Origin of the sequence: Proteus sp. G2675, from assembly GCF_963886535.1 — a bacterium.
Classification (GTDB): domain Bacteria; phylum Pseudomonadota; class Gammaproteobacteria; order Enterobacterales; family Enterobacteriaceae; genus Proteus; species Proteus mirabilis.
The window spans coordinates 1-19,871 of the sequence record NZ_CAWPCB010000005.1 but is presented as its reverse complement, the minus strand read 5'-3'; the positions used below and the strand labels follow the sequence as shown (position 1 = coordinate 19,871).

Annotated in this window: 30 protein-coding genes and 1 tRNA gene; 10 read left to right on the top strand and 21 right to left on the bottom strand. The window is 38.2% G+C overall.

The window, feature by feature from the left end:
* Positions 1–20 precede the first annotated feature (20 nt).
* The 4 genes from purK to ppiB all read right to left on the bottom strand — a co-directional run bounded on the left by purK (position 21) and on the right by ppiB (position 2,968).
* The gene (gene purK / locus AACQ49_RS00895; RefSeq protein WP_004248641.1) at positions 21–1,088 is read right to left on the bottom strand and encodes a 5-(carboxyamino)imidazole ribonucleotide synthase; all 1,068 of its coding nucleotides are present in this window, start codon (positions 1,086–1,088) and stop codon (positions 21–23) included.
* A complete protein-coding gene (gene purE / locus AACQ49_RS00890) occupies positions 1,085–1,606 on the bottom strand; it encodes a 5-(carboxyamino)imidazole ribonucleotide mutase (protein ID WP_004248640.1) in 522 nt (173 codons plus the stop codon). The genes purK and purE overlap by 4 nt, the downstream gene beginning before the upstream one ends.
* A 132-nt stretch (positions 1,607–1,738) precedes the next feature.
* Entirely contained in the window at positions 1,739–2,461 is a 723-nt protein-coding gene (locus AACQ49_RS00885) for a UDP-2,3-diacylglucosamine diphosphatase (protein WP_004244250.1), read from the bottom strand.
* Positions 2,462–2,473: 12 nt separating this feature from the next.
* A complete protein-coding gene (ppiB, locus tag AACQ49_RS00880; protein ID WP_004244249.1) occupies positions 2,474–2,968 on the bottom strand; it encodes a peptidylprolyl isomerase B in 495 nt (164 codons plus the stop codon).
* Positions 2,969–3,359: 391 nt separating this feature from the next.
* On the opposite strand from ppiB, the gene cysS reads away from it, so the two are divergent.
* A complete protein-coding gene (cysS, locus tag AACQ49_RS00875; RefSeq protein ID WP_004244247.1) occupies positions 3,360–4,751 on the top strand; it encodes a cysteine--tRNA ligase in 1,392 nt (463 codons plus the stop codon).
* Positions 4,752–4,816: 65 nt separating this feature from the next.
* On the opposite strand, the gene fruK is transcribed toward cysS, so the two are convergent.
* From fruK to folD, 3 genes are all read right to left on the bottom strand, one after another.
* Entirely contained in the window at positions 4,817–5,758 is a 942-nt protein-coding gene (fruK, locus tag AACQ49_RS00870; RefSeq protein ID WP_004248638.1) for a 1-phosphofructokinase, read from the bottom strand.
* A gap of 636 nt (positions 5,759–6,394) precedes the next feature.
* Complete coding sequence (gene ybcJ, locus AACQ49_RS00865; RefSeq protein ID WP_004244244.1) at positions 6,395–6,607, bottom strand: ribosome-associated protein YbcJ; 213 nt, start codon at positions 6,605–6,607, stop codon at positions 6,395–6,397.
* A gap of 3 nt (positions 6,608–6,610) precedes the next feature.
* Positions 6,611–7,483 (bottom strand): bifunctional methylenetetrahydrofolate dehydrogenase/methenyltetrahydrofolate cyclohydrolase FolD, encoded by an 873-nt coding sequence (gene folD / locus AACQ49_RS00860; protein WP_004248636.1) that lies wholly within the window; start codon positions 7,481–7,483, stop codon positions 6,611–6,613.
* A 190-nt stretch (positions 7,484–7,673) separates the two neighbouring features.
* On the opposite strand from folD, the gene AACQ49_RS00855 reads away from it, so the two are divergent.
* Positions 7,674–7,750: transfer RNA gene (locus AACQ49_RS00855), tRNA-Arg, on the top strand.
* 76 nt (positions 7,751–7,826) lie between these two features.
* Here AACQ49_RS00855 and AACQ49_RS00850 read toward each other — a convergent pair.
* The 14 genes from AACQ49_RS00850 to AACQ49_RS00785 form a co-directional block, all read right to left on the bottom strand.
* Complete coding sequence (locus tag AACQ49_RS00850; RefSeq protein WP_051175912.1) at positions 7,827–8,015, bottom strand: helix-turn-helix transcriptional regulator; 189 nt, start codon at positions 8,013–8,015, stop codon at positions 7,827–7,829.
* Between the two features lie 230 nt (positions 8,016–8,245).
* Positions 8,246–8,779: a hypothetical protein gene (locus tag AACQ49_RS00845; protein WP_161706770.1), complete on the bottom strand. Its 534-nt coding sequence runs from the start codon at positions 8,777–8,779 to the stop codon at positions 8,246–8,248.
* Complete coding sequence (locus AACQ49_RS00840) at positions 8,779–9,477, bottom strand: Rha family transcriptional regulator (protein ID WP_161706771.1); 699 nt, start codon at positions 9,475–9,477, stop codon at positions 8,779–8,781. The genes AACQ49_RS00845 and AACQ49_RS00840 overlap by 1 nt, the downstream gene beginning before the upstream one ends.
* Positions 9,474–9,680: a hypothetical protein gene (locus AACQ49_RS00835; protein WP_237584855.1), complete on the bottom strand. Its 207-nt coding sequence runs from the start codon at positions 9,678–9,680 to the stop codon at positions 9,474–9,476. Before AACQ49_RS00835 ends, AACQ49_RS00840 begins: the two co-directional genes overlap by 4 nt.
* The gene (locus tag AACQ49_RS00830) at positions 9,667–10,020 is read right to left on the bottom strand and encodes a hypothetical protein (RefSeq protein ID WP_161706772.1); all 354 of its coding nucleotides are present in this window, start codon (positions 10,018–10,020) and stop codon (positions 9,667–9,669) included. Before AACQ49_RS00830 ends, AACQ49_RS00835 begins: the two co-directional genes overlap by 14 nt.
* Positions 10,021–10,094: 74 nt before the next feature.
* On the bottom strand, positions 10,095–10,517 hold the full coding sequence (locus tag AACQ49_RS00825) for a hypothetical protein (protein WP_088207082.1): 423 nt from the start codon (positions 10,515–10,517) through the stop codon (positions 10,095–10,097).
* A complete protein-coding gene (locus AACQ49_RS00820) occupies positions 10,492–10,812 on the bottom strand; it encodes a hypothetical protein (RefSeq protein ID WP_161706773.1) in 321 nt (106 codons plus the stop codon). Before AACQ49_RS00820 ends, AACQ49_RS00825 begins: the two co-directional genes overlap by 26 nt.
* On the bottom strand, positions 10,812–11,210 hold the full coding sequence (locus AACQ49_RS00815) for a hypothetical protein (RefSeq protein WP_339366786.1): 399 nt from the start codon (positions 11,208–11,210) through the stop codon (positions 10,812–10,814). Before AACQ49_RS00815 ends, AACQ49_RS00820 begins: the two co-directional genes overlap by 1 nt.
* Positions 11,203–11,379 (bottom strand): hypothetical protein, encoded by a 177-nt coding sequence (locus AACQ49_RS00810; RefSeq protein WP_161706775.1) that lies wholly within the window; start codon positions 11,377–11,379, stop codon positions 11,203–11,205. The genes AACQ49_RS00815 and AACQ49_RS00810 overlap by 8 nt, the downstream gene beginning before the upstream one ends.
* Entirely contained in the window at positions 11,360–11,569 is a 210-nt protein-coding gene (locus AACQ49_RS00805) for a hypothetical protein (protein ID WP_161706776.1), read from the bottom strand. Before AACQ49_RS00805 ends, AACQ49_RS00810 begins: the two co-directional genes overlap by 20 nt.
* Positions 11,570–11,571: 2 nt before the next feature.
* Complete coding sequence (locus AACQ49_RS00800; RefSeq protein WP_161706777.1) at positions 11,572–11,778, bottom strand: hypothetical protein; 207 nt, start codon at positions 11,776–11,778, stop codon at positions 11,572–11,574.
* Between the two features lie 278 nt (positions 11,779–12,056).
* A complete protein-coding gene (locus tag AACQ49_RS00795; RefSeq protein ID WP_161706778.1) occupies positions 12,057–12,467 on the bottom strand; it encodes a hypothetical protein in 411 nt (136 codons plus the stop codon).
* Positions 12,468–12,617: 150 nt separating this feature from the next.
* The gene (locus AACQ49_RS00790) at positions 12,618–13,442 is read right to left on the bottom strand and encodes a DUF3800 domain-containing protein (protein WP_161706779.1); all 825 of its coding nucleotides are present in this window, start codon (positions 13,440–13,442) and stop codon (positions 12,618–12,620) included.
* 404 nt (positions 13,443–13,846) lie between these two features.
* On the bottom strand, positions 13,847–14,557 hold the full coding sequence (locus tag AACQ49_RS00785; protein ID WP_161706780.1) for a LexA family protein: 711 nt from the start codon (positions 14,555–14,557) through the stop codon (positions 13,847–13,849).
* Positions 14,558–14,652: 95 nt separating this feature from the next.
* On the opposite strand from AACQ49_RS00785, the gene AACQ49_RS00780 reads away from it, so the two are divergent.
* The 8 genes from AACQ49_RS00780 to AACQ49_RS00745 all read left to right on the top strand — a co-directional run.
* Positions 14,653–14,877 (top strand): Cro/CI family transcriptional regulator, encoded by a 225-nt coding sequence (locus AACQ49_RS00780; protein ID WP_020946099.1) that lies wholly within the window; start codon positions 14,653–14,655, stop codon positions 14,875–14,877.
* A complete protein-coding gene (locus AACQ49_RS00775) occupies positions 14,870–15,118 on the top strand; it encodes a hypothetical protein (RefSeq protein WP_161706784.1) in 249 nt (82 codons plus the stop codon). Before AACQ49_RS00780 ends, AACQ49_RS00775 begins: the two co-directional genes overlap by 8 nt.
* Positions 15,119–15,374: 256 nt before the next feature.
* A complete protein-coding gene (locus AACQ49_RS00770) occupies positions 15,375–16,940 on the top strand; it encodes a DEAD/DEAH box helicase family protein (protein ID WP_161706781.1) in 1,566 nt (521 codons plus the stop codon).
* Positions 16,937–17,911 (top strand): DUF7146 domain-containing protein, encoded by a 975-nt coding sequence (locus tag AACQ49_RS00765; RefSeq protein WP_161706782.1) that lies wholly within the window; start codon positions 16,937–16,939, stop codon positions 17,909–17,911. Before AACQ49_RS00770 ends, AACQ49_RS00765 begins: the two co-directional genes overlap by 4 nt.
* Positions 17,911–18,294 carry an antiterminator Q family protein gene (locus AACQ49_RS00760; RefSeq protein WP_020946095.1) on the top strand — a complete coding sequence of 128 codons (384 nt, stop codon included), beginning with the start codon at positions 17,911–17,913 and terminating at the stop codon, positions 18,292–18,294. Before AACQ49_RS00765 ends, AACQ49_RS00760 begins: the two co-directional genes overlap by 1 nt.
* A 313-nt stretch (positions 18,295–18,607) precedes the next feature.
* Complete coding sequence (cspE, locus tag AACQ49_RS00755; protein ID WP_041701226.1) at positions 18,608–18,820, top strand: transcription antiterminator/RNA stability regulator CspE; 213 nt, start codon at positions 18,608–18,610, stop codon at positions 18,818–18,820.
* 7 nt (positions 18,821–18,827) lie between these two features.
* The gene (gene ymcF / locus AACQ49_RS00750; protein ID WP_418312483.1) at positions 18,828–18,968 is read left to right on the top strand and encodes a cold shock small protein YmcF; all 141 of its coding nucleotides are present in this window, start codon (positions 18,828–18,830) and stop codon (positions 18,966–18,968) included.
* A 490-nt stretch (positions 18,969–19,458) separates the two neighbouring features.
* Positions 19,459–19,871: hypothetical protein (locus AACQ49_RS00745; RefSeq protein WP_161778839.1), on the top strand; the 413-nt coding region annotated here is incomplete at its 3' end.

Sequence of the window (19,871 nt, the reverse complement as noted above, 5' to 3'; positions counted from 1 at the left end):
TAACTTTCTGAGTCGGACTGCTAGCTTAATTTTTCTAGCGCCCATTTAATCGGATATTGGTAGGCTTCATCGAGCAGGGGACTTAATGCACTTAAGGTCTTTTGCAGAGCTTGATGGTGATTATGTACTAAGTTGAGATGCCCTACTTTGCGGGCTGGACGCACTTCTTTTTCATACCAATGTAGATGAACTAAAGGTAATGATAGCCATTTGGTGTCGATCTCCGTTCCAATAAGATTAACCATTACCGCCGATTGGCAAACATTAGGTTTGGGCATCGGTAAATCAAGAATAGCACGTAAGTGAAGTTCAAACTGGCTAATAGAAGCACCATTTTGTGTCCAGTGACCACTGTTGTGGACGCGAGGTGCGAGTTCATTAATCAGTAATTTATCACCGACAATAAAGCATTCCATGGCCATTACACCGATATAATTTAGTTTATTGAGGATCTTGCTAAGCATATCCTCTGCTAATTGTTGTAATGCCTCGGGAGGATTTGGTAGCGCAACACTCATGCGTAAAATGCCATCTTGATGAAGATTGTGAGTGAGTGGATAAAAAACACAATCCCCCTGACGATTTCTTGCACCAACTAAAGAGACTTCTCCAGAGAAAGGAATACCTTGTTCGACAATACATTCACCATATATTTCGGCTGGTAATTGTTGTTCGTCACCTGGGTGTATCCGCCATTGACCTCGTCCGTCGTAACCACCAACACGGCGTTTAACGATAATAAACTCCCCTAGCTGATTGAATAGCTCAGGCCATTGCTCAGCCGAAGTTAATGGTTGCCAAGGTGCCGTCGCTAAATGAAGCTCATCAAGGAGTTGTTTTTGTGGTAAGCGATCTGCGAGTAATGGAAAAATATCTCGGTTAATAAAGTTAGCATGGTGCTCTAACTCATTGGTTAATGCGGTTTCCGGCCAACGCTCAATTTCTGCGGTAATAATACTCTTTTGATAAGGTACCGCTTCGGGTTCAGCATCAAGCCCTACGGGATATACCGCAATACCTAATGGCTCACCCGCTTGACGTAACATTCGACCTAACTGTCCATTACCAAGAACACAAACCGGCTTCATAGCGCCTCCCTTGGATCAGGGTGATTAAGGACTTCTTGTGTCTGTGTTGCTCGCCATTGTGTTAATGCATTAAAAATATCAGCAGAGTGTAATGCTAAAATTTGTGCGGCAAGTAGCGCGGCATTAGCAGCCCCCGCTTTACCAATAGCCAGTGTGCCAACGGGAATACCTTTCGGCATTTGTACAATAGAATAAAGGCTATCAATACCACTTAATGCAGCACTTTGTACAGGAACCCCTAATACAGGAACTAAGGTTTTGGCTGCCAACATCCCCGGTAAATGTGCAGCACCGCCAGCACCCGCAATAATCACGTCAAAACCATTCTCTTTGGCCTGTTCTGCGAAACGAAATAATTTATCCGGTGTTCGGTGTGCGGAAACAATTTCAACATGGTAAGGAAGTTGTAACGTGTCTAGGACTTCTGCGGCATGACACATTGTCGCCCAGTCACTTTTCGAACCCATCACAATGGCGATACGAGGGGATGAGGTATTGAGACCAACTTGAGAAGACATTACTTAACTGCTCCTGTAAGCATAAACGGATATAGCCAGAGAAACTGAGCATGATAGTATCACGCTAACACGTCAAGGAAAACGTTTGCGTAAAGAAAAATATGCTACAATAGCCGAAAAAGTATCATCTATTTAAAATGGAAATTGGATCAGTTCGATTTTATCTGAGGTGACTTTAAACATTGAGCCTTCCGTATGCCAAGCTCCTAATACACCTCGATAATGTGGTTTCCCATCAATGTCGACGGTGTGGATCGCCGGTCGATGAGTATGACCGTGGATCATCCATTGGGTATTAAATTGTTTAAAGGTATTGATAACGGCTTGAGCATTAACGTCCATTATCGCTTCAGATTTGTATTGGTTGCTACTTTGACTACGAGAGCGCATTTTTTTAGCAATACGTAATCGAATGGTCAGAGGAAGGAGTAGGAATAAGCGTTGAATAAACTTATTGTGGACTTTTTTACGATAGCGTTGATAGGCATCATCATCGGTGCAAAGCGTATCACCATGTAAGATTAAAATGCGATGTTGCTCTATCTCAAGCACTTTTTCTTGTGGTAGCAGTGTCATTCCGCTCTCTTTTGCAAAGCGAGAGCCGATTAAGAAATCGCGGTTACCATGAATAAAATAGCAGGGCACTCCCGCATTTTTTAATGCCATTAATGCTTGGGCTATGCGCTGATGTAGTGGATTAGGATCATCATCACCAATCCAAAAATCAAAAAAATCACCCAAAATATAAAGTGCATTTGCGTGGATCGCTTGCTCTTGTAAAAAGCGAAGAAAACCGGCAGTAATTGCCGGTTCGTGCTCACTTAAATGCAGATCTGCAATAAACAGGGTGCACATAAAAAGCGCTACTTATTCGCTAACAGTAACACTGTTAATGATAATATCTTCACGAGGAACATCTTGGTGGAAACCACTGCGACCAGTAGAAACGGCTTTGATTTTGTCTACAACATCCATCCCTTCAACAACTTCAGCAAATACACAATATCCCCAACCATTGGCATTTTCTGCACGGAAGTTTAAGAAGTCGTTATCTGCTACGTTGATAAAGAATTGTGCTGTTGCAGAATGTGGATCGTTGGTACGAGCCATCGCTAATGTACCACGATTATTGGCAAGACCGTTGTTTGCTTCGTTTCTTACCGGGGCTTTAGTTTCTTTTTGCTTCATACCAGGTTCAAAACCACCACCTTGGATCATAAAACCATTAATAACACGGTGGAAGATAGTGTTATCGTAGAACCCTTCTTTACAGTAATCTAAAAAATTTTCTACGGTTGCAGGTGCTTTATCTGCAAATGTTTTAATCACGATATCGCCGTAATTGGTATGAAAAGTAACCATATTCAGATCCTAGTATAATTTTAGTTTTACCCAGATGTGGGCTGAAACAATAGACCGTTTTTTTATACCACAGTTACCTTATTTAGTCAGTATTCATCTTTTGTTCATGGCGACTTTCACGCTAAAAAGCGCGAAAATAGTAATAGAAAACATTTTTCGCCAATTATTTCACCAATAAACTCAATTTGGCGCCTTACTGTTAACGATTGAACAGTGAAAATAAACGCAGAGCAGAGTAATATAAGAGGCTATTAATTGGATTACCTTTGAGTTTAGGCATTAAAACCCTTATAAAGGTAATGTTATGTGGTTATTTTTATCGCTGTAGTCGTTATTTTATATACATAAATACGTAATCAACACGTACAGTTAAAAATGGGAACGTCCTCTGATGCTAAAGATTTTTAATACTCTTACTCGACAAAAAGAAGAATTTAAACCTATCCATAAAGGAAAAATAGGTATGTACGTGTGTGGCATCACTATTTATGATTTATGTCATATTGGTCATGGACGTACATTTGTGGCATTTGATGCCATAACCCGCTATTTACGTTATTTAGGGTATGATGTGAATTATGTGCGCAATGTCACTGATGTGGATGATAAAATCATCAAGCGTGCGATTGAAAATAATGAAACTTGCGAACAATTAACGACACGTATGTTAGCGGAAATGCATAAAGATTTTGATGCATTGAATATCTTACGCCCTGATTCAGAGCCACGAGCCACACATCATATTGCAGAAATTATTGCTCTTACCGAGACATTAATTAAACGTGGTCATGCTTATGTAGCAGAAAATGGTGATGTGATGTTTGCCATTGATACCGATCCGGATTATGGCTTGCTTTCTCGTCAAGATTTAGAGCAACTACAAGCAGGGGCTCGGGTTGAAGTCGCTAACGTAAAACGCAATCCTATGGATTTCGTGCTTTGGAAAATGTCAAAACCCGGTGAACCAAGTTGGACATCACCATGGGGAGAAGGGCGACCAGGCTGGCATATTGAATGTTCAGCCATGAATGGTAAAGAATTAGGTCATCATTTTGATATTCATGGCGGTGGTTCAGATTTAATGTTCCCGCATCATGAAAATGAAATTGCACAATCAACCTGCGCTCATGATGGTCCTTATGTTAATTATTGGATGCATTCCGGTATGGTGATGGTAGACAAAGAAAAAATGTCTAAATCACTGAATAACTTTTTTACTATTCGTGATGTTCTTGCCTATTACGATGCTGAAACGGTACGTTATTTCTTATTATCAGGACACTATCGTAGCCAACTAAATTATACCGAAGAGAACTTAAAACAGGCGCGTACCGCATTAGAGCGTTTATATACTTCTTTACGTGGCACTGATGCAAATGCTCAACCTGCTGGTGGTGAAGCGTTTGAAGCGCAGTTTATTGAAGCAATGAACGATGATTTCAATACACCAGAAGCCTATTCTGTATTATTTGATTTAGCACGCGAAGTGAATCGCTTAAAAACCGTCAATATGGAGGCGGCTAATGGTTTAGCAGCGGTGTTGCGTAAATTGGCCAAAGTATTAGGCCTATTAGAGCAACAACCAGAACACTTCTTACAAAGTGGTGCGCAAGCAGACGATGCTGATGAAGTAGAAAAAATTGAAGCGTTAATTCAACAACGCAATGATGCTCGTAAGAATAAAGATTGGGCAGCTGCGGATGCCGCTCGTGATGCTTTAACAGCAATGGGAATTGTATTAGAAGATGGCCCACAAGGTACAACATGGCGTCGTAATAGCTAATATTGCTACCTATTGATAAAGCAGATAAAGTCAAAAATATCGGGTAATTATTATCCGATATTTTTTTAGATTTTTAGTGGCGTTAATTCAACTTCGGTCATCATTCTTGCCAATTGTTCACGATCAGTTATTCCAACATTAGTTTGACTGACGGCAAGAGCTGAAATTGCTGTAGCAAGACGTAAGGTATGTTCACTGGTTTGCCTCATCATCAAACCATAAATCAACCCACCCACCATAGAGTCACCGGCACCTACTGTGCTGACCACATCACATTTAGGCGGTTTTGCCATCCACGCACCAGAGGCATTAACCCACATAGCGCCTTGTTCACCTAACGAGATAACAACATGAGCAATACCTTGCTGGCGTAATTCATGGGCAGCTTGTACCACGTCAGAGAGCTCAGGTAAGGGTCTACCTGCCCAAATTTCTAGTTCATGATGATTGGGTTTTACTAACCAAGGTAACGCTTTTAACCCCGCGACAAATGCTTCTCTGCTACTATCAAAAATAAGGCACATACATTCGCTACGTAGTCGCTTCATCCAAGCAGTAAAATCATTTAAATCAATACTTGGTGGTACACTTCCACTGACACAAATCATATCAAATTGACCCGCCCAGCTGAGTGTGTCATTTACAAAACGAGTCCAATCTTGTTTAGTGATTTCAAACCCTGAAAAGTTAAAATCAGTTACTTTACCGTTGGGTTCAGTCAGTTTGACATTGATACGTGTGCGACCTTCAACCATTTGGAAGCGATTAGCAATCCCGGCTTCACTAAACTCTTTTTGAAAGCCATCTTGATTCTCTTTACCTAAAAAACCGCCAACAGTGACATCAATACCAAGGCTTTTTAATACTTTGGCTACATTGATACCTTTACCGGCAGCATGAAATCCCGCTGTTGTTACTCGGTTAACTTCACCCAATTCAATAGGGGTACTTAATCCCACAAGATCATAAGCAGGATTTAATGTAATGGTAGCGACTCGACGTCTCATGCTTGTACCTTACCTGTAGTAAAATCATAGGTATCACTTTTCTGTTGCAAGAAAAGCATAGAGACACCTTGGATTGGTAGGTTAAACATAAGAACTCCTATTAGATTAAGGATCAAATACAACATAAAAATTAAAAATAACGCTTCATACTTTATTATCAGGCTGAATCGTTTCAAACTATAATGTCTAATTTAGTATAAACAATGTTCTTTTGCCTAATAAAACAAAGGAAAAGTTAGATCTAAATCACGTTTTAGCATATTAAAGCGATTATTAATACGTAAAAATCATCCAACGGAATAAGGTTGCTGAAATTCTTACTACTAGCAGACTAAGTATTATTTATATAAAAAATAATAGGTTATGTAATCAATATTTAACTTATTCTTTATCAAAGCGTTAATGTGCTGAAGCGAGATAAAGTATTATCACTGATATGAATAGCAAAAATAATAACCTACTATTATTATCTTAAATTGATGCAATTAAATCAATTTAAAATCAATGGATTAGTCCACTAATTTTACAGACTTAAATAAAAGCTCGAAAAATAGCGTGTTTAGTAAAAAAAGGGTAGAAAGATAAAAAAAGCGTTACTAAAGAGTAACGCTTGAGTAACGAGTATGATTAGCTGAACTAGTTGCTGACAGTGACAGCAAACTCACCGAGTGTGACGACTTTACCGGCAGTAATTTTACAGCGTTTACGTGTTTCTACTTCACCATCAACGCAAACGAGGCCTTCAGCAATAATATTTTTTGCAGCGGCTCCGCTTTCTGTCCAACCTTGGAGTTTTAATAGATCACACAGTTCTACATAGGGGTGACCATCTAATTGAAATGTTTCCATTGATTAATTATTTCCTATATCAGGATCGTGATATTCTTCGCAGGCTTGCAACGTATTTTGAATCAAAGTCGCTACAGTCATTGGACCTACACCACCCGGAACAGGGGAGATCCACCCCGCGCGTTGAGAGGCTTGTGCGAAATCAACATCACCAACCACTTTACCGTTTTCAAGGCGATTAATACCGACATCAATGACAATAGCGCCAGGTTTTATCCATTCACCAGGAATAAAGTTAGGTTTACCAACTGCCACAACCACCAAATCAGCATGTTCAACATGAAAACGTAAGTCTTTAGTAAAACGATGAGTGACAGTCGTTGTACAGCCTGCAAGCAGTAGCTCTAAACTCATTGGGCGACCAACAATATTTGAAGCACCAATAATTACCGCATTTAAGCCATTCATTGGAATATTGCAACGCTCTAAGAGTGTGACAATACCACGAGGGGTGCAAGGACGTAGCTTAGGTGCACGTTGGCACAACCGACCAATATTGTAAGGATGGAAGCCATCAACATCTTTATCAGGATGAATACGTTCTAATACTTTGACGTTATCAATTCCCGCAGGTAAAGGGAGCTGCACTAAAATACCATCAATAGTATTATCTTCATTTAGAGTATCAATGAGATTGAGTAAATCTGCTTCACTTGTAGTATCCGGTAGATCGTAAGAGCGAGAGATAAATCCTACCTCATCACAAGCTTTACGTTTACTAGCAACATAGATTTGCGATGCAGGGTTATCACCGACTAAAATAACCGCTAAACCCGGTGCACGTTTTCCTATCTTAATACGTTGTTTTACTTTTTCTGCCACTTCACTTCTGATGGTCTTCGCAATCGTTTTCCCATCTATAATTCTTGCTGACATCTATACATCCAAATTATTCAATTATGGTATTGCTCTATTTTGTCAGATCATAAGCAATCTGTCAGTTGATTACTTACCATATTTTAACCATCTAGTTTGATTTTGTGGAAAAATCGTTGACTCTCAGAATGTTGAAAGTATAATTCACACCCGTTATCAGCATAAATGCTAACGTCTATTTCCCCTCTAGGCGCCCTTAGCTCAGTTGGATAGAGCAACGGCCTTCTAAGCCGTAGGTCACAGGTTCGAATCCTGTAGGGCGTACCATTTAAAATCAACACCTTACAAGATCTTAAAAAGAAACCCGCAAGAGATGCGGGTCAAGTAACGGGTCAAGTTAGCATTACAGCTTTTCACTTCTAACCCACTCTTCATAGACATGTTCTGGCCAACCTAAAAACGTACCGCCTTTTGTTCTTTCTGGTTTTGGGAATTCATTTCGTTTTGCGTACATTCTCCAAATAGTAGGTTTACTTTTTCCTGTTAACTGGATCATTTCCTTCCATTTAATGTATCGAGTTGTAGTTGTCATTTTTTGCCTCCTTGCAAATAATTTTGTAAGCCCGCAATACGTGATTCGGTTTGCCATAAATAGTGGTGACTCGAAAAAAGAACCCGATAGTGCTTTCGTGAACGGGGGTAAAAAGTAATGCCCGATCAACTAACCGATTTAGTTTTCTACGCTCAGTGATAAAGGAAAAAATAACTACCTTTGCCATGCTTCCCGTTCCACTGGAGATATATTCAATTTTCATTTTCACCTCAAGCTCTGCATGGCATAACAACGAATTGCGGATTGCCGTATTTTTCGTTTATCACGTCACTAAATTTTAATAGGCAAGGCTTGGTCATTCCTGATGGATGAAATGAGACAGGATGAAATCCGCGACTAGTACTAAACATCTTTTCAGGATAAGTAAGGTAGATAGCCTGCATATGAGGTAAACAAAGTTCATATTCTGTCGGGATGACGAGATCTAAATTAGGGAAGCGCGCACCTTTATATGAAACAAGTGCAGAGAACCCCACGCGATGACCGTTTTTGTCGCGATGAATAGCAAAAGGTTCTTCAGTAAATTTAATTTCTGTTGTGTTTGCCTTTGCAGGAATAGAGCCTTTGAATTCAAGTATTTCGTTACGGCGTGTTTTTATGCCATGCTCCATACGCACAGCAACATGTCCGTTAGTCGCTTCAATGTACTTATTGCTGATATGAATACCTTGCAGGTAGTAACGAGGATCATGTTTAGCCACACAAACTAAAGCAGCACGAAGTAAATGTGTTTGAATAATCATTATTTATCCTCCCAACCAATTGCCTGAAATAGTCCCATTTTCGGGTGATACCAACGAGTACCGCGTTTCTCTGCTTCGCCCATCATGAGTTTCATTGCCACCATGAAGTCAGCCTCATGAATGATCGCCATAGGCCTAGGCATGCCTTCTGGGGTAAGAATGGTTATTTGGTCTTTTCGGACGCCGTATTGCTTGGCAAGCGTCTTGCATTTATCAATCGTCATACCCGATTTGGTTTTCGCTAATGAGTAACCAATCCAACCTACAGGGATCGTTCCTTGTTTTATTTGCTCAACTACTTCATTCACTTGTTCAACTTTTTGCTCTACATGAGATATACGGCGTTCGCTTTCTAGGTTAGCCAATGCCATAGCAGCGATAATTTCAGCTTGTGATTTTGGTTTGACTCGTTCATCTTCAAGTTCTTTCCAGCGATCAACTAACCGAGCTGTAAATTCAGGCGATAATTGAGCAACTACAATAATACTGTCGCGCTTACCTTCTTCACCTGAAAATAAATAGTGCTGTGGCGTTACCCCATTTGCAGTTTTAATCCCATCCACCATTGGTGGTTTGGATATAATTCCTTTATCAACTAAGCGTTCAATAGTTCTTTTTACACTATCTTCACGGCTACCAACTAATTCAGCGATCTCTTTAGAGGTCATTGATGCATTGATGCTGATTAAATTATTCATAAATAACTCTCCGTCACTTTAATTTTTGCTTTATCTAAGCAACGCTTAGATGATTGATTACTTATTTTTTGTTGATAACTCATTGCGCCTGTAGTTGGTGGTTCTGCAACAATAAAAGCTTTGTTATATTGTTCTACTGCACGTCTATAAAATCCTTTATTCTCTAACTCCTTACCTTTTTTCATTAATTCAGAAAACGTCATGATATTTATATTCCTCTCCATTTAAGTAAGGCGGTAAATATTCAACGATATAATCAATCATGAATTTACCCATTTCAGAAATAGAGCCGTTAGATTCATATAAACGCTCATAGGTGTTATAGATATCTTTATCACTCCACTTACAACGTTGACGGCAATCTTTTTCTTCATAGACATCACGGAAGAAATTATTTAAATTTTCAAAGCTGATTCCTGTAATAACAGTTTTACTATTTACCTTTGATTTAAACTCAGCTTTCTTTCCTTTTTGTTTAATGTAAATAAGCACTGAGTTGATAAATCGCTTTCTTCTTATTTCAAGTAAATTAACTTTATCCATGTTGGTTGCTCCTGATTCAGAGCGCAGCAATTCCTAGCATGAACGCTATAATTAATTTTTATTTCGTAGATATTCTATTTATTGGTTAAAGCATTATTTAATTCGTAATATAATCTGTCAGCTTCTTTTTCTGCCTCATCATATTTTTCTACAGCTTTAGCATATTCCTTTTGTAAGCGTTCAATATTACGTTCCTGCTTTAATCGTTCATGAAGCTCTGATAATTTAGCTTCTTTGTGTTTCATAAAGTATTCGGTAGGTTCGCCACGCTTGAAAGCGATTGTGCCATTCTCAAGTTCACATTGTTCACCTTCGTAGTTAGTTTCAATGCCTTTTTTGTGAAATTCACGCTCAGTGAGAATGTTTGCTAGCTTATTTAATGCTGAACGTTCACTTAAGTAAGCTCGATTAGCACCTGCAATAATATAAACAGGGCGCATAGCAATAGTAATTTGATTATCAGTCGCTTTCTCAATAGCTTCGTGTTGTTTGCTCATTTTTTGTTCCTTTTATTTTTCGATTTGATATTTCGTATTCAATTCCACCAAGTCTGTCATTTAATATTGATACTAATAATGATACTTGGCTTATAAACAATCCCACATCACCAATATGACTTTTACTATCATGATAGTTTTCATTATTATCAGCCCAAAACATAAACTCTCCGAATATATTCATTCCTGTAATGAGTGAATCAATAGATAAATCTAAGTTTGCTCTTAATTTCCCCAGTTTGCCTTCTGGTAATTCACTTAAATTAGGAAGAACAATTAATTTATCGATATTCATTACGCCTCCGTGAAGCTTACTTTTTCATAAACAGTTTCTAAATTTAATTTGGCTGAGTGGATCAAATTTGTAATTTGAATATCGTAATTTTTAATGTGACCGCTTTCTTCAGCTACTTTTAAATTAATTGCAGTTTCTAATGTGTTTAAAATACATCCGACGGCTGTTTCAATAGTATCTTTATCACTGATTTTAATTTCATCGATAGCCTTCGGTGATTTATCAGTATTAATACTCGATATACTTTCTTTAGCTCTTTCTATGTTAGCTACTGCAGATTCAATCGCATTAAACATATTATCGTTAGGTGTTACGTTGTCGTTGATAATGAGATTTAAAATAGAAGTCGCATAAAGTAATTCATCACAAGCGGATTGTTTTAATTCAGTGTTATTCATCATTTAAAACCTCATTAATTTCATCTTCTGCTTGAGATAATAAACTAAGTTGAATTTCTTGTTCTTCACCATTGCGAGAAAGAAACTGAGCTGAAATTAAAAATGCTTTTACTCGATGTAATGTATCTAGCATTTTTCCGCTATCTACATTAATTATTTCTTTTGTCATGATCATTATCTCTCTGTGCATTTTCTTCAAGAATCCAGTTAACAACATCACCAGATAATTCATGCGCTAGTTCTATTAAAGTTTCAACATCAGGGCTTTCTGGAATTCGAAGATTATTTAGTTGAAATAACAGGGCATTTAATTGAGAGCTTTTTTTTGCAACAGCCTCTAAGTTGAGTTCGTGAGCCATGATTAAGCCTCGCAAGGAAATTGAGCAGAGAAAACTACGTTACCACCTAATAGTTCTTTAGCTTGTTCAGCGCTGGTGGTCATAACTTCTTTTTTCTCTGGATGTTCTGTTTTAGTCCAAAAGCGAAATAAGAATATAGGTAGCATTACGCCTGTATGCATGTCAGGTTTTGGTAAATTAGCTATTGCAGTAGAATATATACTGGTCATATTAATACCTTTGTTTTCAATTGACATGATAAATAATAGTTTGAGTATTATTTTATTTCAATACTTAAAATATTAAATATTGTTTTTAGTATAAAAGCTATTGATATTTCAGGTGATTTATTTTCGAAAAAATCTCAGATTGGAATGTAGATCACTTCTTTAGAGGGGGAGGTGCGATAAATTCTAAGCAATAAAAAACCACCCGAAGGTGGTTTGTAAGTCAATTTATATGAATTTACTTTATTTTAACCATAAAAATACTTTTTAGTATTAATAGGTTATTTTAAGGTGGCTTCAATCTTTTCTGGATGTAATGTGTACATTCCGCCATTGAATGGGTCTACAATAAACCAACCAATCAATCCTCCAAGTAACAAGTTACCGCCAATGTACCAACCATTAGCGCTTGACTTTAAAGGTAAGGTGATTGGTGAAGCCCCATCTTTTGAGATAGTAACTTCATACTGCTTCTTACCAAAATAACTACCTGTTGACTTTTCTAAAGTGACGCCTTGTGGAGTTTTTCCTTGCGAAACAACTCTACCCTGTTCATCTTTTATGGAAAAATCAGCACCAGAAGGATTACTATCAATTTGTACTAGTTGAGTTTTATCTCCAACGATCGTAGCGCACCCACCTAAAGAAAATGCAAAAAATGCCATTACTGACGCGATAATTATTTTTTTCATTAAACCATTCCATTCTAAACTAATTAGCGCGTCTTATGATATTTATCTAACAAAACTTTACAATTAATTTTTTTACAAATTTATAAATTTAGTTGATATTTGCTTTCTTACTGTCGCAATTGTGGGCAATAAAAAACCCACCGGAGTGGGTTAGTTGAATTTATTTAAGAGCTCAGTCAGCTTTTGAGTTGACGCTGGCCTGTCTATGTTATTCCTGACATTACTTCGCTTCTGCGCTCTGGCTATTCGGTCACCAAAATATTGTTTAAATAATATATATTCTGGCTTACTCTCAGGCTCAACATCAAAGTAAGATATCTTTCCATACAGTGCACAAAGCCAATCTGCACATTGAATAGTCTGATACAATTTACTGTCTACCTGAACAGGTGCTTCCAGCAGCTGATACTTATCGCATTGATGCATTTCATATATCGAACGCTTTACAATTTCTTTTCTTATCTCATGGTCATCCATAAAAATAAGAAACTGAGCGTCTTGGCCCTTGAATTCATCATCAAGCCTTTTAATAACTTCTTTTAGACTGGATTTGTATACGCCTTGAGGATTGTGCTTCTCTATTCCCCTTTTTTTAGCTTCTCCAACATAAAACAAAAAACCACCCATCTTGGTTATATTGTTTATAATTCGTCCAGTGCTGCCGATCAGAAAGCTTTTATAATTTTTTAAGTTGGCTACAGAATACTGTTTTGACCCTTTCTTTTCCCAGTTAGACAGTTGAAATTTTCCACCAGCCTCTTCTTCTTTCTTCCTTGCGGCAGGAATCTCATATTTACCAAAAAGATTTTGTTTTAACTTAAAGAAGAAATGAGAGAAGTCTCGAACTCTATTAGCAGGAATTACAAACCCACCTAGTCCGAATACTGGGTGAGTGTTATGAAGCTCATGATCATGTGATATGAATGGACCGTCATGGCCAAATTCATCTAGATATACTATGTATAACTGAGACATGTTATTTTTCTATAGGTTTAAATACACGGAAGCCCGACTATAAATAGCCGAGCCCCGGAATCAGCAGCAGAGAATTTTCACCCCGCCTCTGACTTAAAAGTCTATTACCTTGAGGTTAATGGTGTCAAGATCTTTTTATTGCAGAATTACTCATTAAGCGTATAATTCGCGCCCCGTGAGATTGTCATATTTTGTATTATGTAACGAATTCAATTACCTAACCCTCACTTCATACCAAACTTTTATATATATCTTCCTCTGACAGAATGACACAAACTTACTGTTCGGCTATCTTCGGAGAAGATTGTGATTGGCACTTTCAGAAAACGAACAAAAGGCACGGGTGCCCTGAGTTTTGGGTGATTGCAACCAAATACAGCCAGTTTTTTTGCAATTTCAAAGTATCATACGAAACGCATCATCATCTGAACCACTACACCGATAATTTTACAATTACCATTAATCGATATCATTGGCCACGCCGGATTTAGCCCCTTAAGAAAATGACTATTCCCATCTATTACTAATTTTTTAAAAGTAGCCTCATTGGTGTCAGTTAGCTTGGCAATCACTAAGCTTCCATTTATTGGTTCTCTGCCCGTATCAACAAGCACAAGTGAACCTTCAGGAATACTAACCCCAATCGGAGCCGTCATGGAATCTCCCTCCACTCGCAGCCAGAATGCAGAACCATGCACTTTTACCTCTGATTCATACCATTCATCTATTTGATCTAGTGTATATGGCTCGCAAGCCTCATTCCAATTCCCTGCTTGAACAAAGCTAATAACGGGGTATTTGGGGGCTGGTCGATAAGGTCTTGGGTTGCTAACATTTGCATCAACTCCTTGTGATAACTCTGTTATTTCTTTAGCTAAGGATGGGCTAAACTCAGATATTGATACTTGTAGTTTTTTAGCAAAAACAGAGGCAATTTGTAAGTTAAGAGCATTTCGCCCATTAAGATAATGGCCAACGGCTCCTTGACTAATATCTAGTTCATCAGCTATTTGCTGCTGAGTTAGATTAAGCTCTTTTTTCTTTAACTCATACAAAGCTTTCAACCTATAGCAGTCTTCAAGCTGTTCTGTCGTCAGTTTTTTCTCTAATTTCATGAATACATCCTAATACTATTAATATTAACATCCAAATACTATAGGTATTGATTATAATAATATCTATAGTATTATTCTGTTTGTGGAGGTATTAAATGCAAAAAGAACTTTTATCCGAGTTTGTTAGAAAAAATGGGCAAGGAAGAACTGCAGAGCTACTTGGCGTACATCAAACTGCAATTAGCCAAGCTTTACGAAAAGGGCGAATTATTTACATTTCCACTAATGGTTTAGGGGGGTATGAAGCTGAAGAAATAAAGCCATTTCCAAACAAAATCAAGGAGCAATTAGGTGCACCAAATCAACATGCCGATGCCTGAACACTACTTTCCTGATGATGCCAAGTGGATTCAGGAACAACTAACGAAGTTAAGCCCAAGTATGAGACAAAAGGCATTAGTTAAATATTCAGAAGTGTATCAAACGGAATGGGAACGAGAACAAGTTCCCTACCGTAAAGACAACAAAGCTCGTCATGAGGCTAACGTGAGATTAAGAGAGTTCATAAAGCGTTATCAGAGAGCAATGCAAGGGTATACAACAAAATCATTATCAATTTAACAGTAATTAGATTTAGGAGGAATTGGAAGTTAAGACGTTTAGCCGTCTAGATTGTTTTCTGGGGAAGAGGGGAAAACTTTCTAGGGGGGAAAGGGGGGTGATCTTTGAAAGGGGTGTTAGGGAAGGCACAGCCAAGGAAGGAGTTAGATCTTAAATATAGATCTATATAGAGGGTAAAAATCCCACAGCCGTTTAGACGTCCAAATAAAAATAAATCCCTTCCTTTGGCAGAGCTAGTTATCAAATGAGGAAACCGATGTTAACAATCACACCAAATTTTGCACAGGAACGCGGATTGACGATGTTACGTCAGGCATGGAAGCAAAATAGAACATTCATGATTTATAGCCCAACAGGAAGCGGAAAAACGGCGTTAGCTGCGTTTATTACTGATGGACATGTTCAGCATGAAATGAGAGTGATGTTTCTTGTTCCTTACACCATTTTGATTGATCAAACAGCCAGTCGCTTTATTGAGTATGGTTTGCCAGCAGAAGAGATTGGTTATGTATGGCGTGATCATCCTAATTATGATCCAACTCGTTTAATTCAAATCGCATCAGCAGACACAATTATCCGTAGAGAATTTCCAGACAACATCGATTTATTAATTATCGATGAGGCACATTTACGCCGCAAGAAAATATTAGAAGTGATCAGAGAAAGTGAATTCAAGGTAATTGGCTTATCTGGTACGCCTTTTGCGCCATTCCTTGGTCATTACTACGAAACATTGATCAAACCCACCACAATGAAAGAATTAATTAAACGTGGTGATTTAAGCTCATACGAGTTCTATGCGCCGACTAAACCCGATTTATCAAAAGTAAAATCGTCCAGCAACGCAGAGTTCGGTAGTGATTATAAAGAAGCTGAGATTGCTGAAATCATGAGTGGTGCAGATTTGGTGGGGGATATTGTTGATAACTGGCTTGTGAATGGACGAAACCTACCTACGATTTGCTTTTGCGTCACAGTCAGTCATGCCAATTTTGTCACCGTCGAGTTCAACCGTGCAGGTGTGAATGCTGAGGTGATCACTGCAGATACGCCACATGATGAGCGTCAAATCATTATTCATCGGTTTGAGCAAGGAGCGACCAAGGTGCTTGTAAGTGTGGGCACATTGATTGCCGGCTTTGATAGTGATGTTCGTTGCATTATTTACGCTCGCCCAACTAAATCAGAAATTCGTTGGTGTCAGGCTATTGGTAGAGGATTGCGTACCGCACCAGGAAAAGAGACTTGCCTTATTTTCGATCACTCTGGTTCTGTTCACCGCTTAGGTTATCCCGATGACATTGAATATAACGAACTGCCTACCAAAAATGACGGTATGAGTGAATCTTCATCTAGCCGAGAGCAAGAAAAACGAGAGAAGAAACCGAAGGAATGCCCATCTTGTCACTACATGAAGCCAGCAGGTGTTTATATTTGCCCTAAATGCGGATTCAAACCTTTAGTGGGTGAAGATATCGATGTTGATACTAGCCGAAACATCAAAAAACTGAATAAAAAAGAGCGCATTTACACCCGAGAAGACAAGCAAAGCTGGTGGTCTCAATTGAAATACTATCAGAACCAACGAGCGACACAGGGGAAACCGATCAGTGATGGTTGGGTTGCTAATACCTTTAAAGATAAATTTGGGGTATGGCCACGAGGCTTTCATAACACACCACAAGAAATCACTCCCGAAGTGAGTAACTTTATTAAGTACAAACAAATTGCCTTTGCTAAATCTCGCAAGAAGGCACAAGCCAATATTCAAAATTTACGTACTCAAATTAGCCACCAGCCACAACAAGGAGGTTTACTGTGAATACGATTGATGCCGTAAAAGGGCAATGGGCAAAAATATTTGCACATTATGGGTTACCTCCTATAACGGGGCGTAAGCACTTTAAAGGGAAATGCCCTATTTGCGGGCAAAAAGGAAAATTTCGTATTGATGATAAAGACGGGCGAGGAACTTACATCTGCACGTGCGGTTCGGGAAATGGCTTTCAATTACTGGAAAGAACACAAGGCAAAGACTTCAAAACATTAGCAGATGAAATTGATGTCTTGATTGGTAATCACCGCGAAAAAGAAGAGATTTTACCAAGTAAAACAAATAAGAATAATTTATTCCAACGCATCACAGGCTGTTATTCTAAATTATCAACACTGAAAAATACCCCCGCCATGCAGTATTTACATAATCGAGGTGTTTTTGAGTTACCACTTGATAACGTTCGTTATTGTGATCATCAACCTGTTCGTAATAGTTCTGACAAATTTCAAGCTATTTGGTCACTAGCTACTGATGCTAAAGGGCAACTTTGTTATTTACATAGAACGTATTTACAAGGGGATAAAAAAGCCTCTCTTGATACAGTGAAGAAAATGACAGCTGTGCAGGAAGATAATTATTTAGAGTATGCAGAATCTGTCGCGATAAGAATGTTTCCTGTCGATAGCACGCTTGGCATTGCTGAAGGTATCGAGACAGCACTTTCTTGTAAGCAACTCTATGGTGTAAATACTTGGTCGGTCATCAATACCAACTTTATGAAGAAATTTAAAGCACCAAAAGGTGTGACTCACCTTGTTATCTTTACAGATATGGATTGGAGTGCTGCTGGGCATGCAGCCGCTATGGAATGTGCACATAAAAACCTACTTTCTAATAATGATGTAGAAACAGTCAGTGTGAGATGGCCTGATAATGGCGATTTTAATGACATGTTAATAGAGGCCTGTGAAGTAAGAGAGTTAGTGTTTTCAAAACAACATAAGGAAGTGGCGTAATGCGTGATATTCAACAGGTATTAGAACGATGGGGGGCTTGGGCGGCTGATAATACTGAGTCGGTTCAATGGTATTCGATTGCTGCGGGATTTAGTGGATTAATACCAAGCAAGGTTAAAGCTCGTCCTCAATGCTGTGAAGACGATGCAATAATTATTTCTAGTTGCATGGCGCAATTAAATAAAAAGAATAGTGAGATGCATGACCTATTACTTGATTACTATTTATTCGGAATGACATTTATGCAACTGGCTAACAAGCACAATTGTTCTGATACTCATATAGGAAAAAAACTGCAAAAAGCAGAAGGGATAATAGAGGGTATGTTGATGATGTTAGATGTCTCCTTAGAAATGGATCGATACATAGAAAAAGTCACATAAAGCGCTTTACGATCGTAAAAATGATGATATTGTGATAAGACTGACATCAAGGTCAACCAACTTATAAACCCGCTTTTGCGGGGTTTTTATATACAAAATAAAGTTTGCTATCTGAGTTCATCTATGGCTTAATGACATCACTGGTTTGGAAGTACAGGCCTATTTATGTTAGTCAGTTTAAAGTTGTTCACCGTTTAGCGTTATCCTCGATACCACTTCATTGCGAATTCCTTCTAATTAATTCCCATAAGTAAAAATAAAAAACAAACCCTCATATGCCTTATGGCAAATTAAATAAATTAAAGGAAATTCTATGTCTAATACAATGACTGGTTCAGTAAAATGGTTTAACGATGATAAAGGTTTTGGTTTCATCACCCCTAAAGATGGAAGTAAAGATGTATTTGTACATTACTCTGCAATCCAAAGTGATGACTTCAAATCTCTGATGGAAGGCCAAGAAGTTTCATTTACCATTGAAAATGGTATGAAAGGTCCAGCAGCAGGCAACGTGGTGGCTCTCTAAAGGCGCTATTACTATTCGCCTCTATTTTAAATGCCCTTGTTGTAGCGGTTCACAATATAGAACATCACAATTTGATGTCACAGTGAACAATCCACATGGCGCAAAATGTATCTTTTGCAAAAGTGTGATGACAGCTCAAATGAGTTAAGCATTAAATAGTTGAATATATAAAACCTCGCTTCGGCGGGGTTTTTTTATATAAAAAAAAGGCCGACGCACTAGGGGATGTCGGCATAAGTCATTTGCAAAAAGATCGATAATGAGAGCAATGTGTTAGGACTAAATGAAGCCTAAACATTGAAGTAAATAATAATTATTATCATTACTCTGTCAATGTTATGACGTCATTTTAAGTCAAAAAATTAATATTAATTTAATAAAAAAATGCCGACGCGCTAGGAGCTATGTCGGCATATAAAGTAAACGCAAGAAGTATGTCGTACTTATTTGTATCATACTCGTCAAAGTTGATACAACTGTAATGATAATTATTCTCATTAATATATTCAACCCTAAATTAAATAAGGTTACTTTGTAGCCTTTCCGTCTACGCCGACCACAGAATCCACACCCACTTATACCGTTCACACAAGAGCTGTGAGTCGGCACCTTATTAACTAAATAAATCGGTAAATGTTATGTCAAAAGAGATAAGCGAATTACAGTTTAGTCTTCACTATGCCTCAGAAACAGACAGTGAAAAGAATACCTCCGTCATTTTAACGGCGAATATCCATACGACTGATGGCGAAGCTCAACAACTGACACAATTAATTTGCACAACGTCTCCCGCAGGTAAAAAACAATATCGAATCGGCTTGCAAAAAATTAGTGATGCTGGTGCTCCATTGCTGGTGGCGATTGAATCCTATTGGCGCAAAAACACACAAGAGAGTTGTGTTTATTTGTTAGAGAAAGCGAAGCAATTTATTCAAGGACACTTACAACAAACGAATACATGGATATCTATGTATGGTCTTGTGATTGTTTCTAATGCGTCACTGGAAGAACAGTTGCCTGAAGGTTTATTAAAGGCACTTAAAGTATCAAT